Raw genomic sequence first — 21,555 nt, 5'->3', positions numbered from 1 at the left:
GCTCAGTTACCGTCACCCAGGGGGGTTACCATATGTGGAAGCCGTTCACGACAGAATGCCTGGCAGGCAGACAATCCTCGGCGTCGTCGGCTCGTCGGTGAAAACCGGCAGCAGGCCAGTCGATACGGTCTTCAAGATCGCCCAGTGCGAGGACACTCTCCGGCGCCCCCCAAAACTCAAAACCGAACTCCAGAACCTTAGCCAGCCTGCAGTTCGGCCCGAGGAAACTCGCGCGAAAGAGATTTCAGCGTGCCGCTTTCAGCTCGTCAAAGACACCCATTTTCTTCATCGAGCTCACCAGACCAGTAAGTACAATCACCGCAATGAAAAGCCCGACAAGCACCATCGCATAAGAGAGCTCCTGATCCGATATAGAATCTGCCGCCACCCTGTAGAACTCGGTAGCCAACAGCGCGATCAGCGCAGACGACATCGTCGAGTAGTCCTTGGCAATAACGCGCCTGAAATTGAATGCCATTCCTTCCGTGGATGCCGAGAATGCACTCAGCTTGAGCCCCCACCTGGGGACGTCCCGGCAGTACGCGCTGTAGGCCTCCCCGAACTTGTCAGCCAAGAACTCTTCTTCGGCGTAAATGATGCACTGGTAGATAAACCCGAACAACAAGCATCCGACGGCAACGACCACTGGATTGCCGTGGAACAGGAAGAGCCCGGAGTAAATGAGCATGTTCCCAACGTACAACGGGTTGCGGCAAACACCGAACATGCCTTCCGTGACCAGGTCCTTGGCATAGACCCGCTTATTCAGGCCGCCACGCTTGATATAGGCATAACCGATCACGGTTGCGCGCAGTATCAAACCCGCGGATACGATGAGCAGTGCGGCGGCGTCTTTCCACTGTTCGAGCGTCGCACTGCCCAGAACCGTCGCGGCCGGCGGTGCAGCAACAAACAATGCGACGATGATGAGCGGAAACGCCTGGTTTCGGTACTTGAAAAAGAAATTCCCGATCGACAGCATGAGATCCTTCATGGCTTCTTGTCTCACTTGACCGCGACGATGCCGCAGAAATTATACCAACGGAAGAACACTTCGGTGCTCTTGAAGCCCACCTCTTTGAGCAATTGGGTGTTCTCCTCGAGACGGTAAGGGATGAGAACGTTTTCCAACGCCTCCCGCTTCTTTGATATTTCGATCGAGGAATACCCGTTACGCCGCTTGAAGTCGTAATAATGGTCGATGAAGAGCCTGTTGAAGGTCGTGTCCTCGCTGGTCAACTTCTCGATCAGCAGCAAGCATCCGTGTTCGTTAAGACCGTCGTAGATCGTTTTCATCACCCGCTCGCGAAAGAGCGGCCGTACAAATTGCAAAGTCAACAACATCGTCACGACGCTGGCGTTTTCCACGGAGAAGCCGCGGTGAAGGTCGCCTGTGACGAGCTCGATAGATCGGTTTGTTCCCGAGTCCTCGATCTTCTCGGCAGCTTTTTTGAGCATCTCCGGGGCGTTGTCGATACCGACGAAGTCCACGTGGTTGTCGACGACGTGGTCGAGTGCGAGGAGCGTCGTGGCCGTCGAGCAACCAATGTCGTAGAGGTTGGACTGAGGCTGAGCAAAATCCCGGGCCAACTCGCAAACCATCCGCTGCATTTCCCCGTAGAACGGGACCGAGCGGCTGACCATGTCATCGAATACGTTCGCGACGGTGGAATTGAACGAGAAGTCCGCAACTGAATCGCGTTCGTCGGCAAACACCTCGTCGCGCGAATTCGTATGCAAGACAAGACGGTTAGACGGGTCGGTCATATCCGCTCCACATGTATATCAATGTTATATGGGCGGGCTTTCTTCCCCAAAGCACACCCGGCGCGCCACGATTTGGTCACAGTAGTCTGACGGCTACCTGAAAGCGTCTCCGTCAGATCGATGGCGGAAAAACCGCCTGAAAGTGAGCCAGCACGCGAACGTCCAAAGGGAGCCCGCGCACCACCCGAAGAGGACATCAGTTGGATAATGTACGCCGAGGTAAATTCGGCTGACGCCTATCGTGCAGATAAGCGTGCCAGCGACCGTGAATATATATGCTTTCTGGGCTGGCGCAGACAGAAATCGGGAGGCGACAATTGCCAGTGCCAGATAGGTTGCCGCCGAAACCATCGCGTGACCGCTTGGAAAACTGGCATCGCCGACCGCCGCCAAATGGGTGACTACGTCTGGGCGGGGCCGCACCACCCATAGCTTCAGAGTATTGCTGGAAAGCCAACCGCCCGCAAGCGCAACACAAAGGAACAGCGCTTCGACGGGCCGGCGTGAAACCAGCAGGAGACCGGTAGTGGCCAGCGTGATGAACAGAAGAACGGCCACGCCACCGAGGCTCGTGAAGTTCACCATCGTCGTTGTTATCCACGCAGGTCCGAGCGGCAGGGCAACATCGTCAGCGTGCCTCAACGCAAGCAGGAACGCCTGATCCCAAGCCAGCGTGTCGCCCTCACCTACCTCGACCGAGAAGTAGAAGAGAACCGCGAGAGCCAATAGGAGTAACGCGAAGGGTATAGCCCTATAGGCAATTTTCGAGCTCAATCGCGCACGCGCATTGCCGATCGCGCGCCTCATTGCTTAACCAGCCTCATCCGTACCGAAAGCTCGTCAAGGTCGAAAGGTTTGACGAGGAAATCGTCCGCCCCTCCCTCAATTCCCGCCAGTCGATCGCTGTATTGGTCCTGTGCTGTCATAATGATAACCGGGGTCTTGTCATCTCCCCTGCGAATGTCCCGCAGAAGAGACAGGCCATTGCCGTCCGGCAGGCGCAGGTCGAGAAGCACCAGGTCATACTTCTTCGATGTGAGCCGACAGGCAGCGTCCTTGAGGTTCACACACCAATCAACGCGATGCCCATCGGCCACCACATGGGCCGATATCGCGTCTCCGATGTTAATGTTGTCCTCGACGACAAGCACGTTCACAGGATCGCGCTCCTATCTGTTGTGTTGCTGTCGCGTGGAAACGATGTTCATGAATTTCGACTCCTGCACTTTGCGAATACGTCGAGCCGCTTGTCGTAAACCGACGTCTCCACGTTCATCATACCGAGCACGCTGTGGAACAGGTTGTCGTGAGACGTCGCGGCAAGTGCATCTCTTCGGAGGCAAGCCGTGTCCAGATCCATCGACTTACTGAAGTCGTTGTCAAACCAAGTTAGGAACGGCACATGTGTCTGCTGCGAGGGAGCAAACATATACGGTGTTCCATGAAGGTAGAGCCCCTTCTCGCCGAGGGACTCCCCATGATCGGACATGTAGATCAGGCCCGTCGCCATCTTGCCCGAACGGGACTTGAGGCGGTCGATGACGGTCGCGATGAAGTCGTCCGTATAGAGGATCGAATTGTCATAGGCATTGACGATCTCCCCGGTCGAACACTTGCCAAGCTCAGGGGTACGGCAGTCGGGAACGTACCTACCTTGATGTTCGGGATATCGTAGATAGTAAGCGGGTCCGTGGCTGCCCAGCTGATGGAGTACCAGAACGCTATCGCCTTTGACATGATCCAACCAGCCATCAAGCTTGTCCAGGAAGATGCCGTCAAGGCACTCGCCTCCCTGGCAGAATCGCGGATCTTTCGAATTCGCCAAGTCGAGGTATTGGACACGATCAGCAACGCCCTTACTGCCCGTATTGTTGTCGAACCAGGCAACGCCAATTCCTGCATGAGCCAGCACGTCTAGAAGTGATTCATTCGCCATAGCCTTTGCGTGGGTGAAATCCGCACGAGTGAACCGCGAAAACATGCAGGGAATAGAGGTCGCGGTAGCCGTGCCGCAGCTGGTTGTATTTGGAAAATAGATGACATTTGCGGCCTTGAGGCGCGGATTGGTTTCGCGCGAATATCCACCAAGCGAAAAATTCTCCGCGCGCGCAGTCTCGCCGGCGACAATTATCGTAACCCGCGGCTTGTTGATAGGCGGTTCGGGAGGTTTGACCGTAGCGTCGGCACCGACTGGCTGAACCACAATCGATGCCTCTTTCCCTGCGTTCAAGATGTAACGAACCGTGCTGACAATCGGCGTGACGGGATTGAAGCTCTTTGCGATGTCCCGCCGTTCCCTGACGGTAGCGGTGTACTCCCTAGAATAGGTCACGCCACAGATTCCGAAGATCGCGAGTGAGGCGGTGATTGCTGTCAGGTTCCAGATAACCTTTCTCAGGAACGGGCGGTGAACAATCTTTGCCCAGCCGATCACAAGAGATGGCACGACCCCGAAGATCGCAACGTGAACAATGAATTCGAACGTGATCAGGTGTTGCGCTTCCGCAGGCGTTGTCTCCATCGCGTTGCGGATCATGTCACTGTCGATAACCGCCCCAAACGTGTCTGTGAAATAGGACGCCACGGCGGCGACGACGATCAAGAAGATCAAAAACGGCTTGATGAGGTACTTAGTCGAAAATGGAGTAATTACAGCAATGAACAGCGCCGACATCGCGAGGTACAACGCCCATAGCGAGCCGCTTCCGCTTCCGAGATAGTCAGTTGCCTTCCGCCAGAACGTGTTGTTGCAGAATAGTAGGATGTAGCAGCTTGTCAGTACGCAGAGCGGGATGCTTCCAATCCTCGGCCGCAGCGAGCTCACATGTGCAGGCATGTTCGTCAATTTTACCTCTCCGATGCAAACACCCGTTTTGGAGAGGGTTGCTGACAGTTACCTGAAATCGAAAGAGATGAAGGTGATCCAACGGTCGCGGCTGCCGTCACTGGAGCCCTTTGCGTCGCTCAACGGCAATGTCGCCAAGGGGATGAAACGGACACAAATGGCCCCTGCACCAGGAATTGGCTGACGGCGACGACTTCGCCCATATGGACGCCGTCATAAATGCCTTGCGATGCGTTCGATTAGGCGAGGAGCCGCGATCGCCAAAATGCTGCCTGAGTTGCGCGTGGAGGCAAAGTCAAGGCCGGCAAAGTCAAGGCCGGCAAAATAGAGGCCCGGAAGGAAGCCCAGCTAACGGATGGTCCCAATCTATGGCTGGTGCGATACAGGAAATCCGTAAGGTCTCTCTCTAAGCCGTTATCAACGAATTGGGGCGTCTCTCTCGAGCTTTCGCGCGTACTCGGTCAACGGATAGCACAGGGCAAAGAAGATTGCAGCAACGAGGCCGTAAACCTTGAAGGGCTCGAACGTGGCGTTGTTGATCGCATTTGCTGTCCTCATCAGTTCCTCAAAGCCGAGAATGGACGTCAAGGCGGTGCTCTTGATCAGCTGCACCAGAAACCCGACGGTCGGCGCGCGAGTTATTCGGAAAGCCTGTGGCAGGATGATAAGCCGAAGTTCCTGCAAGCGGTGCAGACCAAGGCTTGCGCCCGCGTCCCACTGGCCACGCGGAAGTGCCTCGACACCGCTGCGCCATATCTCGGCCAGATAGGCACTGGCATAAAGCGTCAGCCCGCACACGGCAGCCGTCCAAGGCTCAATCCGGAATCCCAACATGGGCAATCCAAAGAACATCAGGAAAAGCTGCATGAGCAGAGGTGTTCCCTGGAATAGCGCTATGTAGCCTGACGCGAGCCGCCGTGGCCAAAAGGACTGCGATATCCGAGCAAAGAGGATTGCCATGCCGACCGTTGCCCCGCCGACAAAGGCGGCGATCGACAAGAGAACTGTCCAACGCGTCGCGAAGGCAAGATTGCGCAAAATATCCCAGAACGTGAACTCGATCATGATATCCCCGCTCCAAGAAACCGACGACCGCCAGCGATCAGCAACCGCCTGAGGCTTGCCGACATGGCAAGATAGATCATCGTTACGACCAGATAAGTCTCAAATGAACGAAACGTGCGGGCCTGCAAAAGATCGGCCTCCTGCGCCAGTTCCCGAACGGAAATCTGTGAGACCACGGCTGATTCCAGCATCATGATGACGATCTGGCTTGTCAGGGCCGGGAAGATAACCTTTAGCGCCTGGGGCAAGACGACTTTAAAAAACACGTGTCTCGGCTTCAGCCCAAGCGCCAGTGCCGCTTCGCTTTGCCCTTTCGGGATCGCATCGAGGCCCGCGCCGACAACCTCGGTCGTATAGGCCGCCATGTTGAGGGTCATGGCAAGTATTGCCGCAGTTACAGGATCGAGACGGATTCCAATGGTTGGAAGGCCAAAGAAGATGAAGAACAGCTGGACGAGAAACGGCGTGTTGCGGATCACTTCAACATAGATGCCAACTCCCCGTCGCAGCCAGCCGAACCGACCTCTTCGCGCGGCAGCACCGAAGACACTTAGCACCGTTCCGAAGACGGTGGTGCAGGCAATCAGGAAAAGCGTCATGCCCGCACCATATGCCAGCGCTCCCGCACCGCCCCAGAGCCAGTCGAAGCCAAGGCTATAGGTCATCGCCACTCCTTTCACGGCGGGGAGCACTCATTTCGATCAATCCTTCAGGTTTTCAGGGTTGAGTGGCGTCTTCAACCAGGCCTTCGAGCTTGCGTCGAGTTTCCCTTCCGAGATCATCTTGGCAACGACGTCGTTGACGGTGCTCTTGAGACCCTCCTCGCCCTTGCGGAGGGCGATGTGCGAAGGCGACGTCAAGAGCTGGAACTTTTGCTCGGGTTTCAACGCGTCCTGGCGTGCCAGGACCTGCGCTCCAACATCGTTTCCGACCACCATCAACTCGGTTTGACCAGAAATGAAGGCCTGTATGACCGAATTGTAGTTTTCGAAGCGCTGGATCGTTGCCGATGCCGGTGCTGCAGCCGTCAACGAGGTGTCTTCGAGCGTGCCGCGGTTAACCGCAATTGTCTTGTCGGCAAGGTCATCCTTGCCTTTGATCGAGACAGCTGCCGGGCCTATGACCGCGATGTAGTACGGGGCGTAGGCAGCAGCAAAATCGATGACCTCGGCACGCTCCTTGGAAAAGCCGACGCTCATCAGAATATCGACGCGCTTGTCGTTCAGATAGGCAATTCGGTTTTGTCCGGTGACACTTACGAGGTTGAGCTTCACACCAAGACTGTCGGCAATGCTCTGGGCGACATCGACATCATATCCCTTGAGGCTCATGTCGGCGCTGGCCGACGAGAATGGAGGGAAATCAGAGAAAATGCCGACACTGATTTGGCCGGCGGCCTTGATGTCGGCGAGGTCGTCGGCATGTGCCGACAGTCCGACCAGAGTGAATGCGGCAGCAGCGGCGATGGCTCTTCCTAGTTTGCTCATATTCATTTTATGTTCCCTTTTTCTTGGTTTTGGATTTTGAAGACAGGTCCGACTGTTTCAGGCGGCCCGCTTGCGTGCGGACGGACTGAACATGGCAAGGCAAAGCAGTTCGAACAGCACCTGTGCGGCTATCTGGGCAGTATTGGTAGTCGCGTCATACTGCGGCGCGACCTCCACCACGTCGCCGCCGACGAGATTCACGCCTCGGAAACCGCGCAGCATGGCGAGAACTTCTCTCGGAAGCAGTCCACCAACCTCCGGTGTTCCAGTTCCCGGCGCAAAGGCGGGATCCAGGCTGTCGACATCAAAACTGATATATGTCGGGCCGGAACCGACAACCTCGAGTGCGCGCGCGATGACGGCCTTGATGCCCATCTCCGCGACTTCCTCGGCGTGTATAACCGTCATGCCCGAAGCGAAAGAGAATTCCCAGAGGTATTCGGCTCCTCCTCGAATGCCGATCTGGATCGTTCTCTTGGGGTCGAGGACACCGGCGAGGACAGCCTCCCGGAACGGCGCGCCGTGATGGAACTTGGAGCCCTCATATGGCCCGGCCGTATCACAATGGGCATCGATGTGGATCATTCCAACAGGAGTACGGCTTGCAAATCCCTTGAGGATCGCGCCGGAAATGGAATGGTCACCCCCCACGGACAAGGGGATCACTCCGGTATTGGCGACCATGCGGTAGCAGGCCTCGATGTCCGCGTGGCAACCGGCGAGATCAAAGCGGCTTCTCATCGGAACGTCACCGACATCAGCGACCTTGAGCTTGCCCATCGGCGCGACCCGAAGAACATGCTCGTAGGGTCCGACACGTTCGATCCCCCGGACAGCCCTCGGGCCCAACCGTGATCCGGCTCGATTGGTTACGCCAAGGTCCATTGGCACGCCGATAAGAGCTACATCAAGGGCCTCCAAAACCTCCGGCCTGATGCCGTTCTCGATGAAGGACGCGCCAAGGAAGGTCGCCGGATCGGCAAACGGCCATTTGCGGCTGTCGCCATCCTTGAAGACGCTTGCAGCAACTTCGCGAAAATGTGGATCCTGCATTTCACCGCCGGCGGCATTGCCGAAGCGACGGCGTAGGTCCTCCAGAAAATCCTGGTCAATCGTCAAGACAAGCTCCCCCGTTTGATCCGAGATGCCATCATTCGCCGAGCCAAAAGGCTTTACAACCTTGATATTTCGTGAGGGCCTATAACGATTTCTGATACTCAAGTCGCTCCCATTGCAGCATTCAGCAGCGGGTCCGTTCAGAAAACCTTATAAGCTGGACGTGGGGGGCGATTATGACATTACAGACGACGGCAAAGCTTCTGGCCGTTGCGCATGAACTTCAGATCGTACAATGTCCACGCTTAGCCGAAGACGGAGACCGTCGCACGGCTGGTTTAACGCAGACGAAGAACCCGCCTAATGCTTGATCTCGATTCATATTTGTTGCGGGCGTTCCTGACGGTCGCCGAAATCGGCACGGTCAACGGCGCTGCTGCCAAATTGCACCGAACTCAAGCGGCGGTGAGCATGCAGATCCGCAAGCTCGAGGAGCTCGTGGGGGTAACGCTCTTTTCCCGGTCGTCCAAAGGACTTGAGCTCACCGCTCACGGCCAGATCATGGTGGCCTACGCCCGAGAGATCGTGGTCCTTTCCGACGAGGTCGGCCGCAGGCTCACCGGAAAGATACTTCAAGGGCGCATCCGTCTCGGAGTCGTCGAGGACTTCGCCGCCAGTCGACTGATAAATATCCTTCGTGACTTCAGGGCTCAGAACCCCAAGGTCGACATCGACATAATCGTCGAGCCCAACCGGCGTCTGGCAGAGATGTTTGAAGAAGGGAAACTCGATATCGTTGTTTGCGATATCACCGTCCTCAATCGGAAACCCATCCTGATCTGGACCGAGTATCTCACCTGGGTTGTCAGATCGGATTTCGTGGTCGACGCAAGCAGGCCGCTCCCGGTGATCATGTTTGATGAGAGCTGCCCCTGGAATGTCCGCACCATCGCGACGTTGTCGCAGCGGAACATAAAATGGAAGACGGCATGCGTTGCTTCCACGTTGGTCGCGATGGCAACGGCGGTAAGGGTCGGCATTGGCGTCGGTCCTATGCTTGAAGCCACTATCCCCGAGGGATGTCGTGCGCTGGACAAGGCCGCCGACCTACCTGGCGCAGTGCGGATCGAAATTGGATTCTATGCCCAGTCCGAGGCATCCGAGGGCGTCCGTTATCTTGTCGAGTTCGTGTCACGACACACCGCCATGGCGGACCGCCCATAACGACCCGTTATAGCCGCGAAAAATAAAACAGCCTGTTCAACTGGCGCGATGGCTGCAATCTGACCTTCGGCAGCAACCGGCATGCCAAGTGAAACAAGGATACCGGCCGATGGCTATCGAGCACTCGTCCGTGGACGAGGAAACGCCACTCCAAACAGTCCATATTGTCGGCCAGATCGCCAGCTCCGCCGCGGGGGACAGCGTAAGTGCGCAGACGACCGAAATTCTTCATCGCCTTGATACCCTTCTCAAAGAGGCGGGCACCGATAGGGACGAACTGATTCAAGCAAATATCTGGCTTCGGGATCTCATGGATTTTGACGAAATGAATGCCGTTTGGGAAGGATGGGTAGCTGCCGGCACGACACCGCGGAGAACCACTTTTGAAGATCGGACTCTGCCACGCTTGTGCGATATCCGGGTAGACGTGATCGCTTGGCGGAAAACCGAAGAGTTTGCCTCGCCGTGAAGCCGTTGACGGTATGCTTATTGCAGTGACAGTCGTCGCGACTTGCGCCAACGTGACAATGCTGGTCGAGGAAGCGCCTGAGAAGCGGCCAACCCCTTGCGTCCCGCTCATTCAACGCAGCAACCAGGCTGTCCACGGTGGGTACCGGCAGGCCATCGAGCGCAACAACCCGAACTGGGCCGGTCACCTGAAAAGGTGCCAATCATTGCCCCACCGCCGTTTGATGAACGTGTTCTCGAACCATGTTGCTTTTTATCCATCGGTCGGCATGGGCAAAACGTAGATTAAAAAAAGCATCGGGACACAGTCGATACATGGGCTCAGCTGCGGACTAAATTTGCTGACTGTTCTTAATCAGTAGTCACACGCGTGATCGTGCGTGCCTGTAGGAACAAACGACGTGTAACGCCATTTACCTTCTATCAATGGAGGAAATGCGATGCCCTATGATCCCAATTCTGAGAAGGGCCTCGATCTTCGCACGACACCAATTGCACGCCGAGGCGGAGCCTGGGGTCCCTGGATTGCTCTCGCCGCCATCATTTTGGTGGCTGCATTTGCATGGATCCAGTGGGGTGGCACCGCAACCGACCCAACTTCAACTGCATCCACAACGCCCCCGATTTCTCGATCTATTCCGAAGCCAGCGGTTCCCGCAAGCCCGCCGGCCGCCGCTCCGGCAAATCCGTCAACCGGTACTCATCCGTAAGGGCGCGACGATGGAATGGCAGCTTGGAATCATCGTGGGGACCTTCACTTCACCTAAACCGTCGTCATTTTCGTGCGCCAGGAGTGGCTGGGATGGCGGTGACTTTGCCATCAGGCGACTAAAGAGAAAGCTCAAGAAAACAATTCAACCCGATATGACAATGGGCAAAGGAATACGCGGTTGAAGAGGGCTTGACGTGATGGGCCATCACGTCGGCATGTCTTTTACTCTCGGGGCCGGAGCGGAAACCAAAATCATCGACAACATGCGGCCTTGGCAACCGCTCAAGGAGAGCATGATGGCTATCGGAACTCGTTATCCGCCTGCGGATTTTTTTCAGGTGTCGCCCATCTCCAAGCGCGGGACGCCAAATTATCCGCCAGGATCATTAGCAGCACCTTGGAAATCCCTTCGATTCAAGGCAAATTCAAGCCGCTCTAGTGTTTGGGGAGGTTTCGATGGAAAACCACGAGCCATTTTTGCACGAGGCAATTGCACTTTCGAAATCCGCGGTGGAACACGGCGACGAACCGTTTGGGTCGCTGCTGGTCAAGGACGGCGACATAATCCTACGCGCTGAAAACAGTGTCTATACCGGCCACGACATGACCAACCACGCCGAGATGAATTTGGTTAAGCTGGCGGCGAAGCACTACGATCCTGCTTTTCTCGATCACTGCACGATTTACGCCAGCACGGAGCCTTGTGCGATGTGCTCGGGGGCAATTTACTGGTCGGGTATCGGGCGCATGGTGTTTGCGTGCTCGGAAACGCGGCTTGGCGAGATCGCTGGTATCGGGTTGAACGTGCCGAGCCGGTCGATTTTGCAAACCGGCGCGCGCGTCGTCACCGTGGTTGGTCCGACGAACCTCCAAGACGAAGCCGCAAAAGTACATCAGGAATTCTGGCCGAAGCATCTTGGCAGGGCATAGGTTCGTTTTGGTGTTCATAAGCAGACGGGGGCCGCTTTCGGTCGATGACCCTGCGGATAACTCCAAATAGTTGCGACAGTGGAAAAGTTCGCGCAGCTTGAAACGGCCAATTCAGAACGCGATGCGCAGCAAGGATTATGCGGCAAGCTAACAGCGGAAAGCAGACACCAACCATCGAAGCGAAACGGAAATCCACCGTCAAGCTGCAAATTGATGGCAACGTCCTATGTGCATTTTTCAGGTTTGGGAGGCGAACTGGGAGATTGTCACTATCATCGGTGTTTTCGGCACCTTCTATCTCGGGCACCAGTTTAGAATAGTGCTGGCAAAGGCTCGCGCGTGCGGTTGGAGCGATTTTGCAGGTAATCCGTCGCACGCAGAACGCCCATTCTTTCGACTGTGCACGGCCGCAATGATTGGGAAAAGCTGGGCGTGCAATGCCAGTGGATTGTGTTAGGACGACGTCTTCAAACGACACAGGTTCCCTAAACATGATTGAGCTTACCCCATCGCAGATTGCCGCATTAAAACTCGCCAAGGACGGAGATCTATATCCGCAACCGTCGAGTAAATGGACGCACCAGAATGCAACGGTGACTTACGCGAAGTCTGACCGCTGGAAGGAACGGCCCCAGAAAGTGAAGTCCGTAACAGCTAAAACTTTGGATGAGCTAAATGGACATGGCTTCCTAGAGCGGCGGCATCTCCACGATGACGACTCGAAAGACGTCTACGGGATCACGATGGCCGGGAAGGTCTGGCTACTTAAGAACAAGTAAGGCGCGGAGCGGCAGGCGACGACCGGTGTAGCGGATTGAGCCCCTCAGAAAAACCGCTTGTGGAAGAGCTTCTTCTTGCTCCGTCAGGGCTTCAGATCCAGCAGAGCGCGACCGCTGCCATCCATGGCGAACGGAACAGACTCATGCTGGTGGGCAACCAACCATCGACCATCGCGCTTCACGAGCCCGAGCGTCTGCCGGAACCAGAGATCAACGTTTGTCCCCTCCGTCTTCGTACCCGTCATATGGACCAGCCCGCTCCAAAACGCTACGCAGGCGCCGATTGTCAGCTTTGCATCCTGGACCTCGCCGCCGATCGGACCATCCCAGGTGTCGAACCACGCTTGGAGACCAGCCTCATCCTTTCCGTGATGAAGGAGCGGCGGCGCCAGCGAGAACTCGACGGAATCCTCAGCGTCATAGGACAGTGCATCCTTGGCGTTCCTTTCCCTGTTCGCGATCGCGCGCATCATCAACATCGCGGCAATTGCTTCTTCGTCGCTGGTGTTGGCTTTTTCATCGTTCATTCTGGATCCTCCTTTTCTCACCAAGGACGGACAAGAGTCGAGCTATCCGACATCGGCATTAAAGATTTGTGGGTTCGTGTGTGCGCGTCCTAGGGCATGTGCGATCGCGGCGAAGAACGTCGCTGCGATCCATTGACTTCTCCGACATTCAATCAGCAATGGCAGCGCGTACCGCTATTGGCGTACGTGTCATCTATGGCTGGTTGTGCTCTTATGAGCGCGGCCCGAATGCGGCCAACGCGACCATTGTGCGCCTATAGCCAAGTGCTGCAACGCGCGACTGCCTCGGCTCTCTCGAAATAGCTTGGCCGTGAGCAGATACCGGCCCGCAATCAACTCAAGCAACATCAAACTGGAGGGTTATTTGTATGCGTACTTACGAACCATCTGAGTTTATTTCGCAGTTGGCTGCCAACGAGCTTGTTGAGCCATTAGACCTAACGCTTTATGGGCTCGTCAAAGTCGATGAAAAGGACAGCTCTGTTTTGTATTTTTCATCTGCGCGCTCGTGCGAGCAATGGATATCAATTCCCGTTTCCTTGATCTCGTCCGTATCACATATCCGCAATGTGAAATGCAAAGATCATCAGCATCCACTTGCAAAGATTGCGCTCATTGAACCCAACAAAGATGATGCCCAGGCGGTTCTTTTCATGCAGCTATTCGCTCAGGCCAAAGCGTCCGCGCCCACAAGACGAATGGCAAAGGCGAGTGCAATGACTCGCCAGGGATGCGAAATCCTCGAATTCGACGACGTGCCGTACCTTTGCTGTGACGGAGAATGTTGGATCATGCTGTAGAACGAGTTGACTGGGGCGCCTCACTACATGGCATTCCGGGTCTTCGACGCGGCGCATGTGTGCCCTTTGTTTGAGGAATGACGGCGGTCGCCGTCTGCGATTCAGACGATGAGGCCGTTACTGAATGACCTGGATGACTTTGCGCGACGAAGGTTCAATGATCACGCGCTCGTCGTTGACGATCGCATAGGCATAATCCGGGTCGTCGGGAATTGGCGTTACCACGACGGTTTCCGGAAGGGGCTGGCCAACCACGATCTTTTCCTTGACGACGACGCGCGTTGTCGGCGCCGGAGCCTTCTGTACAAAGGTGATCACTTTCTCCGCTGCCACAACCGACTGCGCAAAGGCTCCGCTCGAGGCCATGAGCACCGCGGCTGCAATTCCTACCATTTTGAGATCCTTGACGTTTTCCTCCTTTGGCAGCGGACAATCCCGCTGGGGATCAACCGCCAACAAAGGCCACTGTTCCACCCCCGGACTTCAGTCCCAGGCACGCAGGACCAAAGGCCGAGATGCCGCAAGTCCCGATCACCGAGATGAAATCCGAAGAGAATTGGGTTGGTCTCTACGTGGCCGGCGGCGGGGTAACGGGGGTAATGCGGGCGCTTCGGGAAGACGGAGGTCCTGCTCGAAACGGCTCGTGGTTGTCGCGCACGAACTGACCAATGAGACGCGTGCCGGGCTGGCGGAGGGGATTATCAAGGTTGTCCTTTCCCACCCTGCCCGGTTGCTTGCGGACACCCTTGTGAAGGCCACGGCGGAGGCGCTGGACACGCAACGCACGCCAATCGTCTCACGGCATATGCTGCCGTTCGAAATCTTCACCGCAGCCAATATCATATCTGATGGCTAAACAATCTGCGATCAACGCGTTTCGGATTCCAATGGGCCGAAGGTTAATCCACCGAGGAACGTCACGCCTTGAGATCCACCCAGTCCCCGAGCCAACGTCGGTCTAAGCGATCGCCCGCCTCCGATAACATCCTATGGTCCCTCGGTCCCCCGCCGTGATTGCACTCAGCGCTGGGTCCGCTCAACTGCCAGTGACGCTCCCACCACCAGGGCGCGCAGACCCAAGTAGTCAGGCACGGCCGGCCTGTTCTGCAGCGTCGCACTGTTGGTGTGGGTAATAACAACAACAGAGGCACCAGCAGCCTCCGCGGCATGTATCCCCGCGTCAGCATCCTCGAACACCAGGCATCGCGTGGGAGAAACGGAAAGAAGTTCGGCGCCGGCAAGAAACGGGTCGGGCTTCGGTTTTCCTCGACGTACATTCTCAGCGGCAATGATGGCCTTCGGTTGCGGCAAGCCGGCGGCTGCAATACGTCTCAATGCGAGCTCCTTTGGAGCAGAGGTCACCACCGCCCATTTTCCAGTTGGAAGCGATGCCAGGAACTCGAGCGCTCCGGGGATTGGAACAACACCGTCGAGATCCGCGAGCTCGCGTTCTGTGATTTCAGCGGCAGCCCTTTCCAGATCAATTCCCGAAGCCCTCAGGTCAGCCATCGTGTCCTCCACCCGTCGACCATGATAGGGCGGCGTCGGAATTCCGTTGTCCCTTGCCCAGCCTCCCCAGACGCGCTCCGACGCAGCGCTGGAATCGAGGATCGTTCCGTCCATGTCGAACAGGAACGCGTCAAAGGATTGGGTTTCGAGCGGGTTATGCGATAACATTCTTTCCTCTTCTGCCTGATGAACGAGTATTGAAAGGAATGTGCCGTCGGGGCGCGGTTGCCCATTGACGTGCGGACTGGAGTGTTGGGCGTTGCCGTTGCCAGCGCCGCGCTATTCACCGGACGGTGACGCATGGACCGCATAGTGCTGATCGTCCAAACCGTCAATGACCAAGGCCCTTTAAAGGCCCTAAAACTCGGCGGCAGAACTCGGCAGATCACGCTTGGCGAGACACTTGTTGCGAAGCCATTTCGATGATGAACGTATCGGTACGCCGCATATCCGCAGGTAACAGTTGACACTAGCTTTACATCCGTTATTCTGGATATATGGAATCAAAAGTGGCGATTGCGGCGCTTGCCGCCCTGGCGCAGACGACAAGGCTAGAAACCTTCCGCTTGCTTGTGAAGTCCGAGCCGGACGGCATTCCGGCCGGGGAATTGGCGCGAATGGTGGATGTCCCCCAGAACACCATGTCTGCCCATCTTGCGACCCTTTCGAGGGCGGGCATCGTCAAGAGCGAGCGACGCAGCAGGTCCATCATCTACCGGGCGGATCTGGAAGGTTTCCGCGAACTCACGCTCTTTCTGCTCAAGGACTGCTGCGGCGGAAATGCAGAGCTGTGCGCTCCGCTGATCGCCGACCTCACACCCTGCTGTTCGCCGGAGACCGGGCCGTGCGTGAACTGAAACTCGATCCGATCAGTGTTTCTGACGAGCTGACGAGCGGTCTTGCGGCAGCTGGGCTACCGATCGACGACATCGGCGAACCGGGGCGATCATTCTTCCGGCTCGCTGACACCGAGAACCAGATCATTGGCTACTCCGGGATCGAAGCGGCCTCGCACGATGCTGTTCTCCTGCGGTCTATGGTGATCCTACCGGCGTTCAGGTCACAGGGATATGGCCGCCGCCTCGCGGCAATGACGATCACGCGAACGCCAAACGGATCCGCCGTCTATCTCGCGACCACCAACGCTGCACGGTTTTTCGAGCACCTCGGCTTTGCGGCTGTTGGCCGCGATCAAGTTCCCCAAGCGATCCTTTCCACCCGCCAGCTCTCGGGGCTCTGTCCCGCGTCGGCGACGATCATGAAACTGACCAGGCGGCCTGCGACCTAACCACGGAACACGACCATGACCGACAAGACGTACAACGTGCTCTTCCTGTGCACGGGCAATTCCGCACGCTCAATCCTCGCTGAGTCCATCCTCAACAAGGAAGGCGCTGGTCGTTTCAGGGCATTCTCCGCCGGAAGCCAGCCCAAGGGAAAGGTGAACCCGCACGCGCTCAAGGAACTGGACGCCCTCGGCTATCCGTCGACAGGCTTTTCGTCAAAAAGCTGGGACGTCTTCGCTAAACCCGGAGCGCCCGAGATGGACTTCATCTTCACCGTCTGCGACAGCGCGGCTGGAGAAGCCTGCCCGGTCTGGATCGGTCACCCGATGGCCGCGCACTGGGGCGTCGAGGACCCAGCCGCCGTGGCCGGAAGCGAGGTCGACATCCAACGCGCCTTCGCGCAGGCCGCGCGCTTCCTCAAGAACCGCATTGCCGCCTTCATCAACCTGCCTTTGGCTTCCATCGACCGCATGGCGCTCGAACAGCATGTCCGGCAGATCGGTTCGCTTGAAGGCGCGTCCGTCAAATCCGCAAAGTCCAAGTGATATGTCCACGTTCGAACGATACCTCACCGTCTGGGTCTTCCTCTGCATCGTGGTTGGAATCGCGCTCGGCCATGTCATGCCTGGCGTGTTCCATGGCATCGGTGCGGCCGAAGTCGCCAAGGTAAACATCCCGGTCGCGATATTAATCTGGCTGATGGTCATCCCGATGCTACTGAAGATCGATTTCGGTTCTCTGGCGAAGGTCGGCAGCTATTGGCGCGGGATCGGGGTCACCCTCTTCGTCAACTGGGCCGTCAAGCCATTCTCGATGGCACTTCTCGGTTGGCTGTTCGTCGGATGGCTTTTCCGCCCACTGCTCCCGGCCGACCAGATTGACTCATACATTGCTGGTCTGATCATTCTGGCGGCCGCGCCGTGCACCGCCATGGTGTTCGTGTGGTCGAACCTCACGAAGGGCGAGCCCCACTTCACCCTTTCACAGGTCGCCCTCAATGACGCCATCATGATCGTCGCTTTCGCACCGATCGTCGGACTGCTATTGGGCCTCTCGGCGATCACGGTCCCCTGGGATACTCTGGCGATATCGGTGGTCCTCTATATCCTCATCCCGGTCGCCATCTCCCAGATCGTTCGTAAGCGCCTGACTGCTGATGGCACGACGCGATCCCTGGACAGTTTGCTGGCAAGGCTGCAACCCCTTTCGCTTTTCTCCCTCCTTGCCACCTTGATCCTGCTCTTCGGGTTCCAGGGCGAGCAAATCATCGCGCAGCCCGCCGTCATCGGCTTGCTCGCGGTGCCGATCCTGATCCAGGTCTACTTCAACTCCGGACTGGCCTACCTGCTGAACCGGATATCGGGCGAACAGCATTGCGTCGCGGGCCCGTCTGCGCTCATCGGAGCCAGCAATTTCTTCGAGCTTGCGGTCGCGGCCGCCATCAGCCTGTTCGGCTTCCAGTCCGGAGCCGCGCTCGCGACTGTTGTCGGGGTCCTCATCGAGGTTCCCGTGATGTTGTCGGTGGTCTGGATCGTGAACCGCACCAAGGGCTGGTACGAGGCCGCACCCGCCGTATCCCGAAACACCATCACAGAAAGGACATGACCATGGACGTCACGATCTACCACAATCCCGCATGCGGGACGTCGCGGAACACGCTTGAGATGATCCGCAATGCGGGCATCGAGCCGCGTGTAATCGAATACCTCAAGACGCCGCCGTCACGAGCCGAACTGGTGAAAATGATCGCAGACGCGGGCCTCACCGTGCGTCAGGCGATCCGCGAGAAAGGAACGCCCTACGAAGAACTTGGTCTCGACAATCCTTCGTTGACCGACGACCAATTGCTCGACGCCATGCTCAAGGACCCGATCTTGATCAACCGTCCGTTCGTCGTCACGCCGCTCGGCACGAGGTTGGGCCGGCCGTCTGAAGCTGTGCTCGATATCCTGCCGGACACCCATAAAGGTGCCTTCACCAAGGAAGACGGCGAGAAGGTTCTCGACGAGAAGGGAAAGCGCGTTGTCTGAGGAATTCCCCGCTCTCGAGGAGCGGCATCTTCGCCAGCCTGACCTTGAAGCGCTCCGCCCGCGGTTCTCGACACACAAGCCGCGCATCCTGATCCTCTATGGCTCGCTTAGGGAGGTTTCCTACAGCAGGTTTCTCGCTCACGAGGCGCGTCGTCTGCTGGAGCGACTGGGTTGCGAGGTTCGGGTGTTCGATCCCAAGGGCCTCCCCCTGCCAGATGAAGCTCCCGTCAGCCATCCCAAGGTGCAGGAACTTCGTGAACTTTCCGAATGGTCCGAAGGCCAGGTATGGGTCAGCCCCGAGCGCCATGGCGCGATGACTGGCGTCATGAAGTCCCAGATCGACTGGATTCCCCTTGCCGTCGGGTCGGTGCGGCCAACGCAGGGAAAGACGCTCGCGGTAATGCAGGTATCTGGCGGCTCGCAGTCATTCAATGCCGTCGGCCAGCTTCGCATCCTCGGCCGCTGGATGCGGATGATCACGATCCCCAACCAGTCCTCGGTCGCCAAGGCCTATCAGGAGTTCGACGCCGACGGACGGATGAAGCCGTCGTCCTACTACGACCGTGTTGTCGACGTCTGCGAGGAACTCGTAAAGTTCACCTTGCTCACCCGCGACGCCTCGTCCTACCTCACGGATCGCTACAGCGAGCGGAAGGAAGACGCTGCCAAGCTCGAACAGAGAGTGCAGTTGAAGTCGATCTGACGGCTACCTGTGCCGCCAGACCTTGACGGCGGAGAGAAGCAGGATCACAGCGAGCGCGGGCAGAAGAACCGCGTTCGGAACGATCCCCAGCAGCAAGCCGCCGATGAACGTGCCGACGATCGATCCCGCCGCCATGACCATCACGAACATTTTGTTGCGTCCCAGTACCGAAAAGCTCTGATCACGGCTGTATCGCGTGAAGCCAACGAGCATTGTCGGCAGGCTGACGGAGAGCGACAGCGATCCGGCCAGCTTGATGTCCGCACCGAACAAAAGCACGAGCGTCGGGATCAGCAGTTCGCCGCCCGCTACTCCGAGAAGGGACGCCACGAGACCAATCACGAAGCCTGCAACGACGCCCGCGACTAGCTGGGCACCACCCGTTAGAAGCGGCTCGCCTGCAGTGGCATTGTGACCGACGATCAGGACCAGAGCGATCGCGACCAGAAGCGCGGCGATGATCTTGTAGAGGGTCTCGGACTTGAGGCGCGTCGCCCATCCGGCCCCGAACCATGCGCCCGCCAAGCTTCCGGCCAGCAGATTTACCACGATCGGCCAGTGGGAACCGATTTCGCTGAACGGTACCGTCGCCGCGCGGAACGGAAGCGCCGACGCCACGACAACCAGGCTCATCGCCTTGTTGAGGATGACGGCCTCCAGGGCCGCAAAGTTGAAAGCTCCGATCAGAAGAGGAAGCCTGAACTCCGCGCCTCCGAGTCCAATTAGACCGCCAAGTGCGCCGATTGCCGCCCCACCAGTGAAGGCAGCCGGTTTGCTACGGGATGATGGCACATCGGCAGGAGCGTCCATCTTCATTATGTCTCGAGAAAAATTACGATGAAAACCCTTATGCTTACAGGCAAGATACCCTGCAAGTGATGTTCGGCGAAACAGGTTCCATTGGCCGACGGCGCAGGTGAAGGTAGCGTTGATTGGTCCTGGACAGGCGCGTATCGCTGACCTGCAATAGTTGCATTGTCTCGGCTAGGAACGACAGCGTTCATTGGTCACCGTCACCTCGTTGCTCCCTCGTCCTTATACTTTGCGCCAGTCACCAGATTGAAGAGGCTGTCGATCGCGCTAGATGCCGCCACGCGGACCAAGGCCTGTTGCTGTGGCGACGTCGCGACACGTGGAACCTGGCAAAACGAAATCTGAGGAGGGTTCAATGCCGAGCATGCGCTGTGTTGAAGTAAAAGCCGCAAATCAATCATTGCAAATGGTCGAACGCGAGATTCCGACCCCGACCGCTGGCCAGGTCTTGATCAGGGTTCAGGCATGCGGAGTATGCCACAGTGACAGTTTCACCGTGATGGGAGCGTTTCCCGGCATCGCCTACCCACGCGTGCCTGGTCACGAGGTGGTCGGCGTGATCGATAAGGTCGGTGAGCACGTGCCCAACTGGAAGCCCGGTCAACGGGTGGGTGTTGGTTGGCACGGCGGCCATTGTGGGCATTGCCCGTCCTGTCGGCGCGGCGATTTCGTAACCTGCCAGAACGCACAAATTCCCGGCATCAGTTACGACGGCGGCTATGCAGAGTATATGATCGCACCATTTGAAGCCCTAGCCGCAATCCCTGATGAGCTCGATGCAGCCGAGGCCGCTCCACTGCTATGCGCCGGGATCACGACCTACAACGCGTTGCGCAACAGCGGTGTTCGGGCAGGCGACACGGTTGCCGTGCTCGGCATCGGCGGACTCGGTCATCTCGGCGTACAATTCGCCGCGAAAATGGGTTGCCGCACGGTCGCTATCGCGCGGGGAGCCGACAAGGAGCCATTGGCGCGTGAGCTCGGTGCTCATCGCTATCTCGACAGCACCACCCAAGACGTTGCGGCCGAATTGGGAAAGCTGGGCGGAGCCCGCGTGATCCTGTCGACCGTCACCAATTCGAAGGCGATGAGCGAGGTGCTTGGTGGGCTGGCGGTCAATGGCAAGATGATCGTGCTTGGCGCGTCATCCGAGCCAATCGAAGTCTCGCCATTCCTGTTAATTGGCGGACGTCGCGGAATTCAGGGATGGCCATCCGGGACGTCGAGCGACTCGGAAGACACCCTGGCATTCAGCGCTCTCGCCAACGTTCGTCCGATGATCGAAACGATGCCGCTGGAGCGGGCGGCAGAGGCTTATGAGCGGATGATGAGCGGAGCGGCACGCTTCCGGATGGTGATCACGACCAGTAGGTGACCCAACGCAGACTAAGCAGGTCTAGCCTTCCCGCAATAGCCGGCACAAGCGCGCATATGGACCCGGGGTGGAGTCCTTGATTAAGCGTAACCGGAGTTCAAGCCCCCCGTTGTCCTCATCACCCTGATCTGTGATCGCCTTCATGGATGAGCTCACGACCAGGAAGTCTGGACGTGAGG

General features: G+C 57.5%; 26 protein-coding genes. 13 read left to right on the top strand and 13 right to left on the bottom strand.

Annotation, left to right across the window (positions count from 1 at the left end):
* Positions 1 to 244 precede the first annotated feature (244 nt).
* From IB248_RS17655 to speB, 9 genes are all read right to left on the bottom strand, one after another.
* Complete coding sequence (locus IB248_RS17655; RefSeq protein WP_192241402.1) at positions 245 to 994, bottom strand: isoprenylcysteine carboxylmethyltransferase family protein; 750 nt, start codon at positions 992 to 994, stop codon at positions 245 to 247.
* Positions 995 to 1,005: 11 nt separating this feature from the next.
* Positions 1,006 to 1,767: a carboxy-S-adenosyl-L-methionine synthase CmoA gene (cmoA, locus tag IB248_RS17650; RefSeq protein WP_018859079.1), complete on the bottom strand. Its 762-nt coding sequence runs from the start codon at positions 1,765 to 1,767 to the stop codon at positions 1,006 to 1,008.
* A gap of 93 nt (positions 1,768 to 1,860) precedes the next feature.
* Positions 1,861 to 2,574, bottom strand: a complete 714-nt coding sequence (locus tag IB248_RS17645; RefSeq protein WP_192241401.1) for a phosphatase PAP2 family protein — start codon at positions 2,572 to 2,574, stop codon at positions 1,861 to 1,863.
* Positions 2,571 to 2,924, bottom strand: a complete 354-nt coding sequence (locus tag IB248_RS17640; protein WP_018859077.1) for a response regulator — start codon at positions 2,922 to 2,924, stop codon at positions 2,571 to 2,573. The genes IB248_RS17645 and IB248_RS17640 overlap by 4 nt, the downstream gene beginning before the upstream one ends.
* Before the next feature lie 47 nt (positions 2,925 to 2,971).
* A complete protein-coding gene (locus IB248_RS17635) occupies positions 2,972 to 4,603 on the bottom strand; it encodes a phosphoethanolamine--lipid A transferase (protein WP_192241451.1) in 1,632 nt (543 codons plus the stop codon).
* Positions 4,604 to 5,029: 426 nt separating this feature from the next.
* Positions 5,030 to 5,677, bottom strand: coding sequence for an amino acid ABC transporter permease (locus tag IB248_RS17625; protein WP_112648713.1), 648 nt, complete (start codon positions 5,675 to 5,677; stop codon positions 5,030 to 5,032).
* Complete coding sequence (locus IB248_RS17620) at positions 5,674 to 6,342, bottom strand: amino acid ABC transporter permease (RefSeq protein ID WP_192241400.1); 669 nt, start codon at positions 6,340 to 6,342, stop codon at positions 5,674 to 5,676. Before IB248_RS17620 ends, IB248_RS17625 begins: the two co-directional genes overlap by 4 nt.
* Positions 6,343 to 6,378: 36 nt before the next feature.
* The gene (locus IB248_RS17615; protein WP_026372030.1) at positions 6,379 to 7,164 is read right to left on the bottom strand and encodes a transporter substrate-binding domain-containing protein; all 786 of its coding nucleotides are present in this window, start codon (positions 7,162 to 7,164) and stop codon (positions 6,379 to 6,381) included.
* 57 nt (positions 7,165 to 7,221) lie between these two features.
* Entirely contained in the window at positions 7,222 to 8,283 is a 1,062-nt protein-coding gene (speB, locus tag IB248_RS17610; protein WP_192241399.1) for an agmatinase, read from the bottom strand.
* Between the two features lie 300 nt (positions 8,284 to 8,583).
* Between speB and IB248_RS17605 the strand changes: the two genes are divergently transcribed.
* The 4 genes from IB248_RS17605 (at position 8,584) to IB248_RS17590 (ending at position 12,333) form a co-directional block, all read left to right on the top strand.
* Entirely contained in the window at positions 8,584 to 9,444 is an 861-nt protein-coding gene (locus tag IB248_RS17605) for a LysR substrate-binding domain-containing protein (protein ID WP_169682431.1), read from the top strand.
* A 109-nt stretch (positions 9,445 to 9,553) separates the two neighbouring features.
* The gene (locus IB248_RS17600; RefSeq protein WP_192241398.1) at positions 9,554 to 9,913 is read left to right on the top strand and encodes a Rid family hydrolase; all 360 of its coding nucleotides are present in this window, start codon (positions 9,554 to 9,556) and stop codon (positions 9,911 to 9,913) included.
* 1,167 nt (positions 9,914 to 11,080) lie between these two features.
* Positions 11,081 to 11,554 carry a nucleoside deaminase gene (locus IB248_RS17595; protein ID WP_192241397.1) on the top strand — a complete coding sequence of 158 codons (474 nt, stop codon included), beginning with the start codon at positions 11,081 to 11,083 and terminating at the stop codon, positions 11,552 to 11,554.
* Between the two features lie 491 nt (positions 11,555 to 12,045).
* Positions 12,046 to 12,333 carry a hypothetical protein gene (locus IB248_RS17590; protein WP_192241396.1) on the top strand — a complete coding sequence of 96 codons (288 nt, stop codon included), beginning with the start codon at positions 12,046 to 12,048 and terminating at the stop codon, positions 12,331 to 12,333.
* A gap of 83 nt (positions 12,334 to 12,416) precedes the next feature.
* Here IB248_RS17590 and IB248_RS17585 read toward each other — a convergent pair whose 3' ends face one another.
* Complete coding sequence (locus IB248_RS17585; RefSeq protein ID WP_192241395.1) at positions 12,417 to 12,860, bottom strand: nuclear transport factor 2 family protein; 444 nt, start codon at positions 12,858 to 12,860, stop codon at positions 12,417 to 12,419.
* 368 nt (positions 12,861 to 13,228) lie between these two features.
* Here IB248_RS17585 and IB248_RS17580 point away from each other — a divergent pair, with 368 nt between their 5' ends.
* Complete coding sequence (locus IB248_RS17580) at positions 13,229 to 13,660, top strand: hypothetical protein (protein ID WP_192241394.1); 432 nt, start codon at positions 13,229 to 13,231, stop codon at positions 13,658 to 13,660.
* A 117-nt stretch (positions 13,661 to 13,777) separates the two neighbouring features.
* On the opposite strand, the gene IB248_RS17575 is transcribed toward IB248_RS17580, so the two are convergent.
* Positions 13,778 to 14,053, bottom strand: a complete 276-nt coding sequence (locus IB248_RS17575; protein ID WP_192241393.1) for a DUF1236 domain-containing protein — start codon at positions 14,051 to 14,053, stop codon at positions 13,778 to 13,780.
* A gap of 250 nt (positions 14,054 to 14,303) precedes the next feature.
* Here IB248_RS17575 and IB248_RS17570 point away from each other — a divergent pair, with 250 nt between their 5' ends.
* Positions 14,304 to 14,516: a hypothetical protein gene (locus IB248_RS17570; RefSeq protein ID WP_246779266.1), complete on the top strand. Its 213-nt coding sequence runs from the start codon at positions 14,304 to 14,306 to the stop codon at positions 14,514 to 14,516.
* A 164-nt stretch (positions 14,517 to 14,680) separates the two neighbouring features.
* On the opposite strand, the gene IB248_RS17565 is transcribed toward IB248_RS17570, so the two are convergent.
* Complete coding sequence (locus IB248_RS17565; RefSeq protein WP_192241392.1) at positions 14,681 to 15,337, bottom strand: HAD-IA family hydrolase; 657 nt, start codon at positions 15,335 to 15,337, stop codon at positions 14,681 to 14,683.
* Positions 15,338 to 15,666: 329 nt separating this feature from the next.
* Between IB248_RS17565 and IB248_RS17560 the strand changes: the two genes are divergently transcribed.
* From IB248_RS17560 to arsH, 6 genes are read left to right on the top strand one after another with little or no spacing between them, the layout of a single operon-like run.
* On the top strand, positions 15,667 to 16,026 hold the full coding sequence (locus IB248_RS17560) for a metalloregulator ArsR/SmtB family transcription factor (RefSeq protein ID WP_062370190.1): 360 nt from the start codon (positions 15,667 to 15,669) through the stop codon (positions 16,024 to 16,026).
* Complete coding sequence (gene arsN2 / locus IB248_RS17555; protein WP_192241391.1) at positions 16,014 to 16,457, top strand: arsenic resistance N-acetyltransferase ArsN2; 444 nt, start codon at positions 16,014 to 16,016, stop codon at positions 16,455 to 16,457. Before IB248_RS17560 ends, arsN2 begins: the two co-directional genes overlap by 13 nt.
* A gap of 15 nt (positions 16,458 to 16,472) precedes the next feature.
* Complete coding sequence (locus IB248_RS17550; RefSeq protein ID WP_192241390.1) at positions 16,473 to 17,000, top strand: arsenate reductase ArsC; 528 nt, start codon at positions 16,473 to 16,475, stop codon at positions 16,998 to 17,000.
* Between the two features lies 1 nt (position 17,001).
* Positions 17,002 to 18,060: an ACR3 family arsenite efflux transporter gene (arsB, locus tag IB248_RS17545; protein ID WP_192241389.1), complete on the top strand. Its 1,059-nt coding sequence runs from the start codon at positions 17,002 to 17,004 to the stop codon at positions 18,058 to 18,060.
* On the top strand, positions 18,057 to 18,485 hold the full coding sequence (arsC, locus tag IB248_RS17540) for an arsenate reductase (glutaredoxin) (protein WP_192241388.1): 429 nt from the start codon (positions 18,057 to 18,059) through the stop codon (positions 18,483 to 18,485). Before arsB ends, arsC begins: the two co-directional genes overlap by 4 nt.
* On the top strand, positions 18,478 to 19,188 hold the full coding sequence (gene arsH, locus IB248_RS17535; protein WP_192241387.1) for an arsenical resistance protein ArsH: 711 nt from the start codon (positions 18,478 to 18,480) through the stop codon (positions 19,186 to 19,188). The genes arsC and arsH overlap by 8 nt, the downstream gene beginning before the upstream one ends.
* A gap of 3 nt (positions 19,189 to 19,191) precedes the next feature.
* On the opposite strand, the gene IB248_RS17530 is transcribed toward arsH, so the two are convergent.
* Positions 19,192 to 20,082 (bottom strand): sulfite exporter TauE/SafE family protein, encoded by an 891-nt coding sequence (locus IB248_RS17530; protein WP_192241450.1) that lies wholly within the window; start codon positions 20,080 to 20,082, stop codon positions 19,192 to 19,194.
* Positions 20,083 to 20,356: 274 nt separating this feature from the next.
* Here IB248_RS17530 and IB248_RS17525 point away from each other — a divergent pair, with 274 nt between their 5' ends.
* Entirely contained in the window at positions 20,357 to 21,376 is a 1,020-nt protein-coding gene (locus IB248_RS17525) for an alcohol dehydrogenase (RefSeq protein WP_192241386.1), read from the top strand.
* Positions 21,377 to 21,555: the final 179 nt, after the last annotated feature.

This window comes from Rhizobium sp. RHZ01 (assembly GCF_014851595.1).
Classification (GTDB): Bacteria; Pseudomonadota; Alphaproteobacteria; order Rhizobiales; family Rhizobiaceae; genus Rhizobium; species Rhizobium altiplani.
Note: the sequence above shows the minus strand (reverse complement) of the source record. Positions and strands in the feature narration are given on the sequence as shown.